Source organism: Thalassotalea sp. G20_0 (assembly GCF_017744175.1).
GTDB lineage: Bacteria > Pseudomonadota > Gammaproteobacteria > Pseudomonadales > Endozoicomonadaceae > Endozoicomonas.
The window spans coordinates 69374-87485 of sequence record NZ_JAGHQV010000012.1; the positions used below are offsets into that span (position 1 = coordinate 69374).

At 45.1% G+C, this 18112-nt stretch carries 9 protein-coding genes; 3 read left to right on the forward strand and 6 right to left on the reverse strand.

The features are described 5' to 3' along the window. Positions 1-110 precede the first annotated feature (110 nt). Positions 111-1670: a hypothetical protein gene (locus tag J7438_RS09605; protein WP_209276363.1), complete on the reverse strand. Its 1560-nt coding sequence runs from the start codon at positions 1668-1670 to the stop codon at positions 111-113. Positions 1671-1800: 130 nt separating this feature from the next. Further along, positions 1801-6573: a hypothetical protein gene (locus J7438_RS09610; RefSeq protein ID WP_209276364.1), complete on the reverse strand. Its 4773-nt coding sequence runs from the start codon at positions 6571-6573 to the stop codon at positions 1801-1803. A 124-nt stretch (positions 6574-6697) separates the two neighbouring features. Here J7438_RS09610 and J7438_RS09615 point away from each other — a divergent pair, with 124 nt between their 5' ends. Beyond that, positions 6698-7033: a hypothetical protein gene (locus tag J7438_RS09615; protein WP_209276365.1), complete on the forward strand. Its 336-nt coding sequence runs from the start codon at positions 6698-6700 to the stop codon at positions 7031-7033. 2 nt (positions 7034-7035) lie between these two features. On the opposite strand, the gene J7438_RS09620 is transcribed toward J7438_RS09615, so the two are convergent. From J7438_RS09620 to J7438_RS09630, 3 genes are all read right to left on the reverse strand, one after another. Next, positions 7036-7680, reverse strand: coding sequence for a TetR/AcrR family transcriptional regulator (locus J7438_RS09620; RefSeq protein WP_101748170.1), 645 nt, complete (start codon positions 7678-7680; stop codon positions 7036-7038). 272 nt (positions 7681-7952) lie between these two features. After that, positions 7953-12893 carry a hypothetical protein gene (locus J7438_RS09625; RefSeq protein WP_209276366.1) on the reverse strand — a complete coding sequence of 1647 codons (4941 nt, stop codon included), beginning with the start codon at positions 12891-12893 and terminating at the stop codon, positions 7953-7955. Between the two features lie 255 nt (positions 12894-13148). After that, positions 13149-14330, reverse strand: a complete 1182-nt coding sequence (locus J7438_RS09630; RefSeq protein WP_209276367.1) for a metallophosphoesterase — start codon at positions 14328-14330, stop codon at positions 13149-13151. Between the two features lie 655 nt (positions 14331-14985). Here J7438_RS09630 and J7438_RS09635 point away from each other — a divergent pair. Both J7438_RS09635 and J7438_RS09640 read left to right on the forward strand, forming a co-directional pair. Beyond that, the gene (locus tag J7438_RS09635; RefSeq protein WP_209276368.1) at positions 14986-16422 is read left to right on the forward strand and encodes a hypothetical protein; all 1437 of its coding nucleotides are present in this window, start codon (positions 14986-14988) and stop codon (positions 16420-16422) included. Positions 16423-16824: 402 nt separating this feature from the next. Continuing rightward, positions 16825-17202, forward strand: coding sequence for a NirD/YgiW/YdeI family stress tolerance protein (locus J7438_RS09640; RefSeq protein WP_209202195.1), 378 nt, complete (start codon positions 16825-16827; stop codon positions 17200-17202). Positions 17203-17228: 26 nt separating this feature from the next. Here the strand turns inward: J7438_RS09640 and cysQ are convergent, their stop codons facing one another. Further along, the gene (cysQ, locus tag J7438_RS09645; protein ID WP_209276369.1) at positions 17229-18053 is read right to left on the reverse strand and encodes a 3'(2'),5'-bisphosphate nucleotidase CysQ; all 825 of its coding nucleotides are present in this window, start codon (positions 18051-18053) and stop codon (positions 17229-17231) included. Between the last annotated feature and the right edge of the window lie 59 nt (positions 18054-18112).

Sequence of the window (18112 nt, forward strand, 5' to 3'; positions counted from 1 at the left end):
GCCACATATTTCGCAGGAACCAAACTGCAAGAACTGGAAAGTGTTTGACATAACCTGGCCTGAGTAAAGAAGGTTGAAAGATTCTGAGTGAGTTACCGGTGATCAAATGTTCAATGAGTTGAGTCTATCCGATCCAGCTCAGGATGCATCATCTTCAACAGTGATGTGATAAATTCCATCCTCTTGATCTCGTAGTTACTCACATGCGGAACTGTCGATAGCCAGCAGGAAACTCTGCATTCAAAATCACTGCGGCAAATATGCCTGCTCAATTTCCTCTGCAGAATCGCAGCAAGTGCATGAAGGCGCTGTCGTTGCGCTTGCAGCTGGCCGTCAGGCTCTTCTTCAGAGGTTATAGAGATAAACTGCCTGGCTTTATCCAGGGTAAGCAGCGAGCGCATAAGCAAGCCATAAATACGCTCCTTGCCGTTGTCTGGGTAGCCAAAAAGAATGGTTCGAGGTAATGCAAACGCTGGCCCTTGATTCAGTTCAACTGTCAGCGGGTTAAGGTTCTCTATGAGGTGTTCCAGCGTATCGTTCAGTAATCGGGTTTCTTCAGCAAACGACAAACACCATACCGGCCTCTCAACGCCAGGAGCACGAATGGCCAATCGTGCTGCATGTTCATTTATTACTCTGTCGTCAATACTGACCATAAGCTCCGGACCTTTGATGCCTGAACTGCTGTCTTTAGGAAGAATATTGTAGGCATTTGGCAGTTTAATCGCCGGACATCCGGGGACTGGCCAGAGGAAGAAGGTGTCGTCGGCTCCTAAATCCCTGTCAACGAGAAGTGCTTCGTTAAGCGCTTGTATCTCTTTACAGAATTTCATGGCCGAGTCTTCAGTCGAGCAGATAATGTCAATATCATTGAATGATGTGCAGCGGTTCTGTAAAAAACGTGCGTATGAACCGGTAATCAGAATGGGGGGAGTGTTATAAGACTCATTGATTTTCTGGATAATCTCCAGTGTTCTCAGAGTTAGCACATTTAACTGCGGAACCTGATTGTCTGATAAGGGGAGCTCTCTTCTAACGGCAGCAGATGCCTGATGCTGATGGGTAGAGGCTGCGTATCCTTCAGGATCATCACCCGGATCGACCTGCCGACCAGCCTGCGGCTGACCATTCAGGTAAAGTTTTGAGTTGAAGAGCGTTATCTCCTCACTGCCTGCCGGACTCTCGAGGAAGTCGTTAAGCACTTCATCCGGTGTCACCGGCTGGCCATTCAACGGCAGCCCCCTCAGGCAACATTCCGCTTTGAAGCGTGCGATGGCTAATTTGAACTCATTGTTTTGATCTGGCTGTCGGTTGAACTCCTGAACGACCTGATCCGGGGTAACTTGTCGATTGTTGTGGGGAATGTTTCGCAGGCAGAGTTTTTGCAGGAAGACGCCACTTCTGAGGGAGGTTGTATCATTTCCATAGGCGTTAAGTACAGCAGCCGGGGTAATTTGACGTCCTTGTAATGGTTTGTTTTGCCAATAGGCAACCTCCATACTGATGCGTTCATAGGCATTGGTGGCTGTTCGCCTGCAAGGCTGACGGGTTGAGATTTCCATACCGTTAAAGGTGCTTGCGGATCGGTCAGATATCGCGTCTGAACCGGCCTGTTGGTCAACATAGACAGCGGGCTCTGGGGGGGAAAAGGTTGAGGTAGTTGGTTTCATAAGATAACCCTGCACACCTGGACGAAAAACATCCCTTTTGACCGAAAAATGATCATTAAGTTCCATTCATGGGGCCTGCACTGGGGGGATGTGAGGTGCGTGGCAGTCATAACAATACCGATTTGAGTTATCAAGCGTGCATCATTGCAAGCAGTGTCCGGATAAACGCTTTCTTATTGGTCAGGCAATCATTAACAGGCTGAGTTGTTGATAGCCAGTTGTTAACCCTGTGCTCAAAATCATGACGGCAAACATGGCTGGTCAATTTCATTTGCAGACTCTTAGTCAGTGCATCAAGCCGTTGTTGTTCTTTTTGCAGCTGATGACTGCGGCAGCCTGGTTTCCCGGGATTGCCTGCACAGTGCAGAGTGATAAACTGCCTGGCTTTATTCAGAGTAAACAGGCAGCGTGACAGCAAGCCATAAATACGCTCATCGCTGTTTTGAGGGGTATTAAAAAGAATGGTTCGTGGTATTTTAAATACCTCCCCTTTTTGTAGCCTTTCGGTGAGCGGATCAAGGCTCTCAGTGAGGTATTCCAGCGTATCGTTCAGTAATCGGGTTTCTTCAGTAAACGACAAACACTGTACAGGTCTCTGAACACCGTGGACGTGAACGGCCAATGGTGCGGCATTTTCATGGATGACTCTGGCATCAACATTGACCTGAAGCCCCATGGCTTTTATACCGAAATCACCATCTTCAAGATGAATATTGAAGCCATTTGGCAGTTTGATCTCCTGACACCCGGGGACTTCCCGGATGACAATACTTTTGGGAATGTCTGAATCCCTGTCTGTGTTCAGTGCCCGCAGCTTTTCACAGAGTATTCTGGCCGACTTTTCTGTCGCGCAGATAATGTCAATGTCATTAAATACTGAGCACATATTCTGCAAACAACGTGCGAAAGAACCGGTAATCAGAATGGGGGAATCGGTACAGGAAATATTGATTTCCTGAATAATATCCAGTGCTTGAAGTGTGAGTGCGGTTAACTGCGGAACCTGTTTGTCCGAAAAACCCGGTCTATTTGACCATTGCGGCAGGGTTTGCGCTACACCGGCGTTTGTTGCCTGAGTGGCCACATATCCTTGCGCACTGTTACTCCCCGGGGTAAAAATATTTTCTTTTTGAAGCAGTAGATTATCCATTACATCGGCTTCGGATTGGCATTGCTCAAACCAGCAGCCTAAAGCATGGTGCAGTTTGCTGACTTCAGTAAAACTCTGAAGGCACTCCAGAACCTGATCCTTTTGGATTTGATGTCCATTCACCCCGTGGCTGGTGAAATAGCAGTAGGCCAGGAAGAAGAAATGCAGCCGTGCTTTCTGAAATGAGTGTCTCAGGGTTATGATGGATTGCAATACCTGCTCTGCAGACACGCTCTGTTGATCAATGGACAGTTCATGCTGCATAGCCATGAATTTCAATATACATTGCAGTCGATGTTGCTCATCCCCTTTGACTGATGTGTTGTTCAGGATTTGCCAGGCCTCTTGCAGCAAATCCTGAGCGTCGTTGTTGTCATCCCACCACTGAGAGTGTTTCAGTCTTTCAATCAGGTATCTGGTTTGCCTTGCAGATTGATCCCCGGGGACTTGATTAAATGCTTCCAATACGTCCTTGTTACCCAGATAACGGCCATTCAGTTTTTTTGCATTCAATGCCAGCTGAGAATAAAAAATAGCGATTTCCAGCAATCTGCCAATGCGTTCAAAATCCTTGACTACCGCATCCGCCGTCACCAACTGGCCATTTAACAGCAAACCCCTCAGACAACATTCCGCTTTGAAGCGCGCCACCCCCAACTGGCCTTCAGGGCTATCCGGGAAGCCCTTAACCACTTCATCCGGTGTGACTGGCTGACCTTTCAACGCCAGGCCCCTCAGGCAACATTTTTCCTTAAAGTGCGCTATTCCCAGCTTTCCTTCCGGACTGTCCGGGAAATCCTTAACCACCCTGTCCGTTGTGACCTGCTGACCATTCAACAGCAGGCCTCTCAGGCAACACAGTTCCTTGAAGTGCGCTATCGCCAGTTTGCCTTCCGTACTGTTCGGGAAATGCCTGACCACCTCATCTGATGTGAGCTGTGAGCCACGCAGAGTGAGGCCTTTCAGGTAACATTTCTCCTTAAATCGTGCGATCCCCAGTTTGCCTTCCGTACTCTCCGGAAATGCCTTTACCACCGTATCCGGTTTGATTGGCTGGCCATTCAATAGCAAGCCCCTCAGGCAACATTTTTCCTTAAAGTGCGCCAGCTGCAGCGCTGCTCTGATTGCCTTATAGGCCTTAACCACCGTATCCGGTGTCACTGGCTGGCCATTCAACGCCAGGCCCCTGAGACAACATTTTTCCTTAAAGCACGCTATCCCCAGTCTGCCTGCGGTATTATCCGGAAAACCCTTCACCACCGCATCCGGTGTGACCGGCTGGCCATTCAACAGCAGGCCCATCAGGCAACACAGCTCCTGAAAGCGCGCTACCCCCAGCTTGCCTTCCGGACTATCCGGGAAACCCCTGACCACCGCATCCGGTGTGGTCTGCTGGTCCTTCAGCAACATGCCCCTGAGGCAACATTCTTCCTTAAAGCGACCCAGCTCCAGTGTTGCCCTGGCGGCCTGAAGATCTTCAATCACCGCATCCGGTGTGACCGGCTGGCCATTCAACGCCATGCCCTTCAAACAACATTCCGCTTTGAAGCGCGCTTTCCCCAGTTTGCCCTCCGGACTATCGGGATACGCCTCAACCACCGTATCCGCTGAGACCTGCTGCCCCTTCAATGCCAGGCCCCTCAGGCAACACAGTTCCTTGAAGTGTGCCAGCTCCAGTGTTGCCCTGGCGGCCTGAAAATCCTTAACCACTGCATCCGGTGTGACCGGCTGGCCATTCAATGCCTGGTTCCTGAGGCAGCATAGTTCCTTAAAGCGTGCCAGCTCCAGAGTGGCTTTGGCTGCCTGAAAATCCCTTGCTACCTCATCGGGTGTGACCTGCCGACCAGCTAATGCCAGGCCCATCACGTAACATTGTTCCTTGAAACGTGCCAGCGCCAGTGGTGCCCTGACGGCCTGAAAATCCTTAACCACCGCATCCTGTTTCACTGGCTGGCCATTCAACATCAAGCCTGTCAGGCAACATTTTTCCTTAAAGTGCGCTAGTCCCAGTTTGCCATCGAGAGTAGCCGGGAAGGCCTTAACCACCGCCTCTGGCGTGACCGGCCGCCCATTTAACAACAAGCCTGTCAGGCAACATTCTGCCTTAAAGCGTGCCAGCTCCAGTGTTGCCCTGGCGGCCTGAAAATCCTTAACCACGGTGTCTGGTATGACTGGCTGGCCATTCAATGGCAGACCCTTCAGGCAACATCGCTCTTTAAAACGCGCCAGCTCCGTTGTTGCCCTGGCTGCCTGATAGTCATTCACCACCTCATCCGATGTTACCCACCGGCCATATAACTGCAGGCCCTTCAGGAAGCATTGTTCCTTAAACCGGGTCAGCTCCAGTGTTGCATTGGCAACCTGATAATCCCTAACCACCTCATCCGGAATGACCCGCTGGCCATTCAACATTAGGTCCCTCAGGCAACATTGCTCCTTAAAACGGGCCAGCTCCAGTGTGGCGTTGGCCTCCTGATAATTCTTAACCACCACCTCCGTTGTGACGTGCTGGCCATGTATCTGCAGGCCTGTCTGCATACAGAGTTCGGTAAAGCACGCCGACTCAAGTGTTGCGTTAGCTGCCTGATAATCCTTAAGCACCGCCTCCGGTGTGATCAGATGACCATTCAATGTTATGCCTTTCAGGCAGCAATGTTCCTTAAAGCGCGCCAGCCCCAGGGTTGCTCCGGCGGCCTGAAACTCCTTAACCACTGTTTCCGGTGCAACCAGCTGACCATTCAATGTCATGCCTTTCAGGCAGCATTGTTCCTTAAAGTGCGCCAGGTCAAGGAGGACGCCGGCTGCCTGAAAATCCTTAACCACCGCCTCCGGCGTGACCGGCTGGCCACGCAACGGCAGGCAATTCAGGCAACATTCCGCTTTGAAGCGTGCTATTGACAGTTTGCTTTCCGGGGTACCAATGAACCCCTTAATCACATCATCCGGTGTGACCGGCTGGCCATTCAACATTATGCCCTTCATGCAACACAGCGCCTTAAAGTATGCCAACGCCTGTGTTGCGTTGATTGCCTGATAATCCCTGGCCAGCGCCTCCGGTGTGACGTGATGGCCATTCAACAACAGGCCCTTCAGGCAACACATTTCCTTAAATCGCACCAGTTCCAGTGTTGCGTTGGCCAGCTGATAATCGTGAACTACCGCCTCCGGTGTGACCCGCTGGCCATTTACTGTCAGGTCTCTCAGGCAACATTGTTCTTTAAAACGCGCCAGCTCCAGGGGGGTTTTGAGTGCCTGAAAATTCTTGACCACCGCATCCGTTGAGACCCGATGGCCATTGAGCGTCAGGCCCTTCAGGCAGCATTCCGCCTTAAAGCGTGCTATTGGTAATTTGTGCTTATTGTATTGGCCTGGTTGCCGGTTGAATTCCTGAATGACCTGCTCCGGGGTAACTTTTCTATTGCCCTGTAAAATGTTCTGCAAGCAGAGCTTTTGCAGGAAGAAGCCACGTCTCAGAGAAGTCTTGTCATTTCCATAGGCTCTGAGCACATCAGCCGGGGTGATTTTGCGTCCTTGTAATGGTTTGTTATTCCAGAAGTCGTCTTCAAGTTCTTTGCCATGATCCTTAGTGGAGGCTGTATCTCTATGGGACTTCAGTTTTGATACTCTCTGACCGTTAAATGTGCTTGTTGAGCGGTTTGGAATTCCACTTGATCCGGCTTGATGGCTAACCCGGCCAGCAGGCCTTCGATGGGGGTGGCTTGATGGGGATGCTTTCAGAATAAAACCCTGCACACTTGGACTATAAATACCGCCATTTGACCTCAAAATGATTATTAGGTTCCTCTTTTGACTTTCAGGTAAGGGCGAAATTAAGACCTATTCTTTAAGGAACGTAAAACATTTAAGGAGTTTATTCGTGGTTCAATTTCGCTATCGTTTTTCTATTGCCGCGGTCTTCTTTCTACTGTTAAACCAGTCAGTTCACGCACTTACGGGTAAAGAGGATACGGATTGCCATCATACGCAGATGGGTTTGAACTCAATTCGTTCAGCTTTTCAGAAGTGGGAATACGGTCGTAAGCATCCGAATATTTATCGTGAACGGGCACCGGAAGCGATGATAGAGCATTACCGACGCTGGCAGGAATACCCTGAATTGCCTGCCCATATCCGTGATGAAAGGGGAGCTCTGGCAATGATATCAACCTTTCATCGCTGGAATCAGGCGAGGAAAGGTCGGTGTTGCCAGTAGGTTTAACGCTGGTTTGGAGTAATGCCCAGCCCTTTCAGGACTATCCGGGTTAATGTCTCTGTTGCCTGGTCATAGTCAGACTGCTCAAGCGTATCTTTTCCAATGGCCCGGGCTATCTGGTAAGAGAAGTCTGCATAATGCTGTGTGGATGACCAGAGCAGAAAGATAAGGTGCACAGGATCCACCGCATCCATTTTTCCCTGGTCAGACCATGCCTTGAACACCTGTGCCCGTCCCCGAAACCACATCTGATAGTCCTCACCAAAATACTCTGTCAGGTGCGGACCACCATTGATGATTTCCTGGGCAAAGAGTCTGGAGGCCAGGGGATTCTTCCGGGAGAACATGATTTTGGTATGAATGTAGGCGGCCAGCGCCTCTTCCGGGTCATCCTCAGGACTGAGGCTGTTAAAGCTCTGATCCCATAGCTTGAGGATATGCGACAGAACGGCAGCATAGAGCGAGAGCTTATTGCTGAAGTAGTAGTGAACGTTGGCCTTGGGCAGGTTTGCCCGTTCCGCGATGCGCTGCATGGTAGTGCCTTTGAAGCCATGGGTCACAAACTCCTGTTCGGCAGCGGCCAGAATGCTTTTTTTATTATTTTCCCGGATTTTCCCGGGACGGTATTTTTTCGCAACTGCGTCCATATGCTCATTCAACCCTGTTCGTGGTGGTAACCTCAGGTGATTGAGAGAAGTATTATTCCTGATACCGGCATGGCCCTCAAGGAGTTAGGCGTCCTGTCGGACTTAAGACTGTCCTGCGCGGCAACTGCTCCTAGTGCATCCGTGCAGTCGTGCGGTTGCGAGAAATTGGTCTAAAATCCCTGCTTCTTCGTCAAATAGCCCCGCTACTTGTGCCCCTTAGGGTGTTTTCCTCAGAATCAGAAATTTTTAGCCTCAATTTCTCGCAATCCTCACTATAGATGCTTAAGTCCGACAGGCTCACGGGAATTATTATTAAAAGGACAACTATCTCTGGGCTTTGGCAATGCGGGTTGGATAGGGACTGGTGCGTTACATATAGACTCTATAGAGGACATATCGTCTAAATCAGTGGTAATGCCAAGCAGGGAGGGAATAGATCCAAAGTTCCATGGTGCGTCAGCATCTGGAGTGCGCAGGGATGGGGTTTCGGGGAATGGTAATCTGGAGGTATTTAAAGTTGACCTTCTGTATTGTGATTCGTTGGTATTTGGGGCTGACCCGGAGCTCTCCTGCACAGGTGTGCTCATCGATATAGTTGAGAGTTGTCCTCCGGGTACGGGCCACTGTGAATCTGAATTGAAAGTCCCCGGACCACACATTGATAGTTGTTGAGGTGTGGCTGTTGCCATTGCTCGTGCTGACTCCGTACCTGTTGAGGTCAATGTTGGATGAACAATGTCAGGCTCAAATGTCGGGTTATCATCTTGCAATAATTGTTGGCATAGGACAGAAAATGCAATACCAGTTTCATTACTAATGCCCGTAGGGCTATTCACCTGAGCTGGGTTGGTGCTGGTCCCGACAGGAACAACGGCCTCAGGATTTAACGGTGCCAGTTGAGAAGGCCCGGGTTGGATTTTTCCTGTCTGTGCATTTGCAGCCAACATCTCATGTAATAGATCAATGGTAATATCTTTCTGCCAGAGGAGTGTTTCCATTCCCGTTTGGTAGTCCAGTAGTTGATCAGGCGTCATCTGGAGTATATTGAGCTGCTGATTAACAGTATGATTGATCGCAGGAACATTTGTTTTCAGGTTATTCATTTCTTTCTTTAATTCTTCGACTTCCCGACATTTCGCGTCTGCCAGAGTTTTTGTGCAAATGAGTTCTCTCTGCACTTGTTCTAACTGTTGGTCTTCATTAAGCAGTACTGTCTGTTGCTCGATAAAACATCTTTCTTGGTTTTTAAATTGGCTGTTACTAACCTGAATTATTGATTTTTTGTAATTGGTCATATTTTTTTGTGATTGGTTTAAATCATATTCTAACCGGGCTTTCGCTCGTTCTAAGGAAGTCACCTGATCCCGGAGTTGGCAAATTTCTTCATGGCTGCTTTCAGCCTGGGCAGATATTTTTTCAAAATTGTCCTGAGTTCTTTTTAATTCATTCTGTGTATGACTAGACTCTTGACGTATTATTTTTATGAGTTCTGTTTGCTTGGTCAGTGCATCTTGGGCACGACTCAGGTCTTCCCCAGCAGATTCTTTTTCCAATATTGACTGTTCAAGATCTGATCTGATCTCAGTCAACCTGGTATTAAGGTTTTTATTTTCTGTACTTAAACAATCTTCATGTTTTTTCAGGGAGGTGACTTCTGTTTGCAGTTGTAAAATACTTGCTTTAGTCTCTTTCAGGTTATCTATCAGCTTGTTTTTCTCTATTAGCTGTTCACGTTCATTTGATTCTTTATTGGCAAGCTCAGATTTAATATCTTCTAATTCAGATAACAGAGAGCTTTCCTTGTCATTCATCGTTTTTAAATCATTCTCATATTTTTTAACGAGTTCTTTATAGTCTTTCAGCCTGCTGACTTCCGTTTGCAACTGTAACATGCTTGCTTTTCCTGCTTTCAGGCTGTCTTCCAGTTTGTTTTTTACTATTAATTGCTCGAGTTCATTTGCTTCTTTGTTGGCAAGTTCAGATCTGATGTTTTCTAATTCAGATGTGAGAGAGTGCTGCCTGTCTTCCATTATTTTTAAATCACTCTCATAAGTTTTAATGCGTTCTTCATGCTCTTTCAACCTGTTGACTTCCGTTTGCAACTGTAACATCCTTGCTTTGGTTTCTTTCAGACTATCTTCCAGTTTGTTTTTTTCTATTAGTTGTTCACGTTCATTGGCTTCTTTGTTGGCAAGTTCAGATCTAGTGCTTTCTAATTCAGACAAAAGAGAGTTTTGTTTGTCTTTTAATGTCTTTAAATCGCTCTCATACACTTTAATACGTCTTTCATATTCTTTCTTCAGGCTACTTACTTCCGCTTGTGACTCTAAAACATTTGCCTCAGTCAATTTCAATTGGTCTTCTAGTGTCTTTTTTTTTATTAGTTGTTCACGTTCTTTTGATTCTTTTCTGTCTAGTTCGTATCTAATATTTTCTAATTCGGATAACAGAGATTCTTGCTTGTCTTTCATTTTTTTCAAATCACTCTCATACACTTTGATGCTTTCCTTAGAAGTTAGTAGCTCTTTTTTAAGGTGAGTGATTTCAGATTCAAGCTTGATTTTTTCATCCTGGTTGCTGGATTCTCTGAGTAATTGGCAAAGAAGTTCTCTCTCTTTTGCTAAAGTTCTAACATTGTTTTCCAGGATGTTAACTTTACCTGCTAATTGTTCTGAGTTTGTTCTGTATTCTGTGATCTGGTCTTTTAGGGATGTTAACCCTATATCTTTCTCTTTGATATCTTTATCTTTCTCTTTAATATCTTTTTCCTTTTCCTTAATCTTTTTTGAGAGCTCTGTGATTCTATTGCTTAAGCTTTTGTGCAAACTATCATTGTTTTTTAATTTCAAATTTGCTTTATTGAGATCCTGCTTGAGGCTTTTTAATTCGTCCTGATTTGTTTTTTTCTGCTTTTTAAGGTTGTCGATTTCTTCTTCCAGGCGGCTTATTTTTTTGATGTGATTTTTTTTTAGTTCTTCTATTTTTTTTGTTTTTGTTTTTATTTCATTTTGATATTGAGTTTTCAACTCTTCCATCTTTACACCACTTTCAAGTAATGTGTCTCTGGAAATTGTGCATGCTTCTCTGGCTGATTGGATCTCCTTTTCCAGTTTTTTAATCTTTTTTTCCTTGTCAGAAATAGTATCTCTGAATGATTCTGCCTCTTTGATTGACTTTTGATTTGTAATTTTTTCTTCCATTAATTTTTGTTGCAGATTTGCAGTCTCTTGCCGTGTTTCTCTTGTTATCAAACATATAGATTCTACCATGTTTTTCATTGATCTTAATGGGTTGTTCGGCTCTTTATCTCCTGATTTATTTTTTTTTGTTTCTTTTTTTTGTGGGCATATTTCACTTATATTTTTCTTGCATTGTTCTTCAATGTTTTTATGTTCTTCTTCAAGTCTGCCTAGTTTGTCTTTTAGAGATCTTATGGTATCTGTCAGTGATTTTACTTCACCCTCTAACGCTATTGCTGACTCTTTTGACAGTTTAAGCTCTTCTGCCAGGTGGTGATTTTCTTTAGTTAATGTGTTTTTTTCTTTAACTTCCTCTTCTTTTTTTAACAATAATTGATTGGCTTCTTGCAGTTTTTCTTCTGTTGATTGTATTTTTTTTCTATATTCAGAAATTTCGTCCTTGTAATTTTTTAGTTGATCAGTTAATTTTTTGTTTTCATCTGTTATCTCTGTATTATCTGAAGATAGTAATTCTATTTTTTCTTCCAGATGTGTTTTTTCTTTTGTAAGATTTGATATATTTTTCTCAGAGTCAGTAAGTCGCGATTCAAGTTCCATATTTATATTTTTTACTATGGATAATTCATTTTCTGAAGAAAAACAATTTTTTAAAGCATCATAATTTATATCTTCTCCGATTTCAGGATCTTCACCGCTGGGTATAGAGCTAACACCTGATTTAAATGCAAGTAGAAAAGGAAAAATACTGTGGTACTTATGCTCATTTTTCCATAATTCTTCATTTCTAAATTCTTCTTTTTGGGTATTTTTTGGGTCTACCATGATAAAGTAGTAGTGCTTTAAATTCATTACCGCCGCTAAAAGGAACTCATATTTCTCAATATCCTGTCTCATCAGATCGTATTTTTCAGCATGAACAAATGGGTAGATCAATGTTGCAAATGTTTGTTCAGAATTAAGCTTATTAGCTGATGAACTTATGTTGAATTCAGTCGTTGCGACTGTCCTTCTTATGGGTGCACCGGTTTCCGGATGAAGATCATCTACTTCATCCATGCCGGGCAGTTCTGGCATTATCTGAATAAAGTCTTTTAATGCCTGGTGGAAAATATCATGAACCTCGGGTGTACAGTTTTCCTGTAGGGATGGTTTATAACCATTGTAGGATGTTGCAATCAGTTTAGTGATTGTTTGCCATTGTGATTTACCGAACAGCTGCAGACCCTTACTTTCAATGTCTTCAGGTTTGAGAAATTGGTCACAGTGTTTAATGCTGATTTTTTTCTTGTCTGATTCGGTTGGCTTTGGGTCTTTCAATGATGAGGTCAGTTTCTCTCTGAGCAATGCTGCTGATACTTTCCATCCTTTCCGACTTATGTATTGTGTTAAAAATATGTCCAGACATTCCCATGCAGTTATTGGTTTTTTACCATTTTTGTATTCAGTTTCATAAGAGAAGTAATTTTCCCCTTCCTTGAGGCCTCGTAAAACTATGTTCTTTGCCTGATCCCAAAAATAATTAACTGTTGTTATTTTACAATAACAATCACCCCAGGTAATTTTGACTAATTTCTTGTCTTTTTCTCTGGTTATATTTTTGCATGGCATCCATGCTGCCAGTATATTTTCCTCAATTATGGGGATATCATCACCATGGTATTGGTTACAGAATGCATCCAGAATACTTTTAAATGCATTCCAGAAATCTCCAAAAATTTTCTTTCCTCTGCCTTTTTTTGGGTCTTCGGTCAGATCTGTAAAAATCTGGTCATGGAGATTGTTTGCCTGCATTGTTATGGGCGGGGTGATTTTACGTGTTTTCAATATCTTTGCACGGTGGGGGAGTTGATCTGAGCCCTGCGAGGTGTTGTGACGTTTTCTTGGATTGGTGGAATTATGGCACTCTAGTGCATAACCCATTGTGGTTTTTTTTCCCCCCTGTCGCCCCCCAGGCTTTTTTTTCTGAGAGGCTTGTGGAGTGAAAAAATCCTGCTTTGCTGCGGATATATCCATAAGTCCCTGCTTTTCTCTGAATGACTGCATGTACATCGCTTAGTGTAAATAAGAGATGTAGTGATTGCACTTAACTTGCTTAGAACTTTCTTAAATTAGATGGTTGCTGCTTTTGGTGTGTTAATCAGCGATGATGGCATTTATAAAAGAGCAGACCGAATTATCTTTGTTTACGCCAGACCTTAGAACTCCAAAATGGCAGAAAGTTCCCTGTGCCCGGTTTGGCCTGCACATCAGGCTCATCGAAAGGATGTACTAGTAAAGAGGGTATACACCCTCACTCTCTAACTCGTAACTTGCGCCCTGATCACTTTTCACAATACTGACCTCAAATTGATCTTCCTCAAATCGAACCAGCATGTATTTCTGGAACACCGTTGCACCTCCCAGAAACACAGGGAGGTGCTCACCTGGTCCGTAGAAATCCCACAGGGTGTGAAAATCAACCTGGCCTACAAAAGAGTGCAGGTGACCGGCAAAAATGGCAGAAATTTTATATCGACGCAGGATATCTCTTATCTCATTGGTAAAACCGGAAATGTGGTAGTTCAGGATAATATGTTTGCCTTCACTGCTGGCCTGTTCCAGGTCATTGACCAGCCACTCTCTGGCGGATTGGATATCAAAATAATCCCTTCGGGTCTTGGCAAAGTTCCAGCCATCCCATTGTGCCGTATAGGTTGGGTAATTATTGAGTTGAACGAAATGGATATCACCAATATCCCAGGAATAAGCAAAGCTTTTACTGAATTTTTTTTTCAGTGATGGAAACTCGAAATAAGTCCCCGTGCTGTCATAGTCAAAACTGCGGACATTCAACGTACGCACATGATCTCGTAAATACAGCATCATTCTGGAAGCACAGTTATTCACAAAGCAGCCATCAACATTGTTGGAAATATCATGATTACCCAGGCCCGGATAGACGTTCATTTTTAATTCGTTATGGTATAGCTGGTAGTAGGCATCGAACTGCCAGTCATAACCAAAAGCGGTCAGGTCGCCATTGATGACAACGCCGGCCAGTTGCTCTTTACCCAGGTCATCCATTAATGCATTCAGGCTTTGCACATAATTCATATTTTCCTGCCAGGCTTTGTCCTGGTCATCACAATTTTCCTTTGATGATTTACATGACCATGGGTACTGAGGGTCTGACATAAATGCCATATAAAAATCGTGATGGTTGAACGGAATCAACCGCGCATAGGAAAAATTGTCTGCCAGCGCTTCTGCCACATTGCCGCTAGCGTTGAAATAGGTTCTGCAAATGCCACTTCCATCCGGTTCATCACAGACCTCCAGTGCCTGATCGGAGGTCAGCTGGATGGGTGTGGCCGAATCATCGGCTTCACACAGAGGCAATAGCTGTTCAGAGTAGTGTTGGAGTTCATGCAGATTCGTGCAGTCTTGTTCTGTAGCCAGGCATTGATTCATGAACACTATGCCCAGGACGAGAGAGGTTAGGCTCTTGGATGCATTCCGGATGGTAAGGTGGGGCATAATGGGCCTCATATTATTGCGAAGTGACTGCGTTATGATGTCCAAATCAATTTTAATTAACTAACACTATGAAAAGGTTAAAAATATATCGACAGATGATGGTTGGATTTGAACAAACATTGAAGAGAGAAAGGTGAGGTGGATGATATCCATTATGTTTTTTGATGGTCATCTGCCCGTCAAACAGTCCTTCATGAACGCGGTGGCCAGAAAGTATTCCATTGAATCGTCTTAAGTAGCTGGCCATATGGAATCGAATATTTCTGGCTACTTGGGCTGGTACTATGCGAGGCACAACGGAGGGAGCATAGCCGTAGCTATGTGACCGGAGTTGTAACGAAGCAGAGTGCCAGCACAAGGAGTCAGAAATATATGATTTCATATGGTTAGCTACTTATCAGCCAGTACGAGAAAGTCTGGATTTATCAGGCTTTCTTTCAGGTTATAACTGAACTGCTGGCCAACCGGGCGAGTTTGGGAACAAAATTCTAATCCGGTTGTCCATAAAACTGATCAGTCAGTCAACATATCGGCTTTTAATCTGGTCAATCACAAGAATTTCGTTTTCATTCTACGTTCTGGAGTTTACATGGCGAATTCCATCCAGTCACAAACATCTATCCGGCGCACTGCCGTCGACGGTGCTGATCAATTATCGTTCGGCACTACACCTGCTGTAGCCGGGACGTTTGATTCCCGGCACACCACCACCACCTCATCTGAGCGCCTTCAACTGAAGATGCTGGGGTATTCTGAGAAGGATATTATTACTGGGGAGACGGCGCTATATGAACGGGCAATTAAACCAACTCCGGCTGATATTATCCAGGAGCTTGCCGGCAAACGCGTTGATATAACCTCCGCATTTCACATCATCAAAGAGGCGATGGACAAGACTCTCGGCTTCCGTAATCAATCTCAAATGGTCAAAGATGTCGCCAGGTTTGCCGAGTCGCTGAAAAAAAGTCTGGACAAAAAAATTGACGAACACCTTACCTCTGCGTGGCCGGAGCAGCAAAAAGTGGCCGAGATTGTCAGCAATTGGCCAGAGTTCCTCAAGGAGTCGGCAACCTACATCCGTTATGGCTGGCCAGTTCTGGCTATTGGTGATGATCAACAGTTCTTATGTGACTTCGGGTCTGCCACAGAAGTCTGCACTCACTACTGTGAATCATACCCGGGTGCCCATCCGCGGATATTTCCTGGTCTTGCAAATCTTCATTATCATAGTTTTGATCCAAAGTACTATAAGAATTATTCTCCAGAGGTCTATCAACGCCGTTTTGGTGAGTTTGCCCAACAAGTTCAGGAGTTGGTTAATAACCCTCCGCCAGATTTTCCCAAAATCGATGAATGTTCATTCCTGGAGTATCCGGTCTTTTTCCGTCTGGTCAAGGATATCTGGCTTGACGCATTATCGACTAATAATACCGGAACCATGGAAAGGGTCAGTCATTTGATGGTGTCGTATACGAAGGTCTTACACAAAATGTCTGAATATCGTTCCAAACCCAAACACCACGACTCTCTGGATGACCAGTTAAGTAGCGCCCATGCTCATAAATTGGGATATGAGGATTTGTTAGTTTTAGCCTTTCAGCTGGCTACGGCCCCTGATAAATGGGAGGAAAACTATAAAGATATTTTCCAGCAGTTGATCAGCCTTGAACTTTCAAGTGAGGAAAGCGAGCTAATGAGATGTTATGACCAATGGACGGAGGGTCCCGTTCAGCAAATGAAGGTCAGTCATTGGGCAGAGTCACTGTTTATTCCGAAGACCATCAAAACCTTGCACTTTCTGCAAGATATTATCAACTATATTAATCAGCCACGTGAGGATTTAAGGGGTGGTCCTCGTTCGGTTTCGAATAGTTTCGAATGGAATGACAGAGACTACTTCGATGCAGATACCAGGCAGCTACTGAAACCCATCATTGCAAAAGACCTGGGGAATTTAGGTCCCCTGGAGGAAACTCAAAAGGTGCTTGATGCTTTTTTCAGCAACAAGGTCCCCAAGTTAGCATAATTATCCCGTTGCGTTCAGAAAGACCTGCACAAAAAAGGATCGAATTTACTGTAATGGTACCCCAATATTTTTAATGGGTTTTGGAATTGGATAACCACGAAGGTCAAAAAGAGCAGGGAGAAAAGAAATCTTTTCTTTGTGCTCTTCGTGAACGGTCCCGTCTTCGTTTGGTTAACTGTTTCGATAGATAATTGTTGGCTTTGAACAAACCCGGAAAGCATTTGCTATTCTGAATTGGGTCCTGATTAGCATGGATATTATTTATGATTAGCTACAGAAAAAATAGCTACAAAAATAAATAGCTAAGAAAATAAATAGCGTTTTTAACAGGGTTAAATGGATATTGCATCATAATCCGGCACTGCCGAATAATCATATAAGGATTGAATAGAGATAAGACTTATGACGAAAGGAAAGTTAGCAGGAATAATTCTGTCAGGTTTTATTGCCTCGGCCTGCTCTCAGGAAACACGCTTTAATCTTGACCAGAGCGATATGTCAGAAAAGCCCACGTATCACAAGCAAAGTGTTGAAGAAATTCTGAACACCTCAGACGATGAAGAACTGGTTCGGATTTCCGGTGAAATTGTTAAGAAAATCAAAGGGAAAATATATCTGTTTCGTGGTGAAACCGGTGAGATTAACGTGCTTATTGATGATTCAGCCCTGCCCGATCAGGAGGTTAAGCTGAACTCTCCCAGCATTATTAAAGGTGAGGTGGATAATCCACCTGACAGAGCCCCCAGGGTTGAGGTGGATGATATTCATTATGTCTTTTGATAGCTATCTGCCGCTCATACAGTCCCTCAGGAACGCGGCGGCCAGAAATTATTCCATTGAATCGTTTTATCAGCCAGTACGAGAAAGTCGGGATTAATCAGGCTTTCTTTCAGGTTATAACTGAAACGCTGGCCATCCGCATTAAGAAACAATCCGCCTGCCCCTTCAACAACCGCCTGAACAGCCCCGGTATCCCATTCCGATGTAGGGCCAAGTCTGGGATAGATATCAGCCTGACCCTCAGCTATCAGGCAGCTTTTTAATGCACTGCCAACTTTTCTGGATATCAGGCCCGGATACACCGCTTTCAGTGTGTTAAGGTAGTGACTGGCCTGTTCTGTGCCATAACTGCGGCTGCCAAGAACGATGACTTCCTTCTCCGGAGCGAACTTTCGGGGCCGGATTTCATAAGCAACACCATCGTTAACCTGTTTCCACGCGCCCAGACTTTTACCTCCCCAGTAAGTGGTATCCGTCGCGGGCAGATGCACGATGCCAAGGAGCGGATAGTTATTCTCAATCAGGGCAATATTGACGGAGAATTCACCATTGCGGTTAATAAACTCTTTGGTGCCATCCAGAGGGTCAATCAGCCAGTAACGCTGCCAGTTTTTTCTTTCCTGCCAAGAGGGATGATCCGACTCCTCAGAAAGCAGAGGGTATGTTACCGGTAAACCTTCCAGACCATGAACGATGACTGTATTGGCCGCCAGGTCCGCCTTGGTGACAGGCGTAGTATCCGCCTTGGTTTGTACCCCAAGATCATCCTGCTGATAGACGGCGAGAATGCCTTTTCCTGCCTCTCGGGCAATGTGTACTAACTCAGGAATTAAAGACTCAGGATTGCTCATATCTCGCACTCTGGCAAAGGTGGATCAGGCCCTGTTGGCCTGAGCTGGCCGGTTAAGTA

Bases quoted from the DNA above. Each gene is read 5' to 3' on its own strand.
- J7438_RS09605 (WP_209276363.1), bottom strand. From the start codon at position 1,670: ATGAAACCAACTACCTCAACCTTTTCCCCCCCAGAGCCCGCTGTCTAT.
- J7438_RS09620 (WP_101748170.1), bottom strand. From the start codon at position 7,680: ATGGACGCAGTTGCGAAAAAATACCGTCCCGGGAAAATCCGGGAAAAT.
- J7438_RS09625 (WP_209276366.1), bottom strand. From the start codon at position 12,893: ATGGATATATCCGCAGCAAAGCAGGATTTTTTCACTCCACAAGCCTCT.
- J7438_RS09630 (WP_209276367.1), bottom strand. From the start codon at position 14,330: ATGAATCAATGCCTGGCTACAGAACAAGACTGCACGAATCTGCATGAA.
- J7438_RS09635 (WP_209276368.1), top strand. From the start codon at position 14,986: ATGGCGAATTCCATCCAGTCACAAACATCTATCCGGCGCACTGCCGTC.
- J7438_RS09640 (WP_209202195.1), top strand. From the start codon at position 16,825: ATGACGAAAGGAAAGTTAGCAGGAATAATTCTGTCAGGTTTTATTGCC.
- cysQ (WP_209276369.1), bottom strand. From the start codon at position 18,053: ATGAGCAATCCTGAGTCTTTAATTCCTGAGTTAGTACACATTGCCCGA.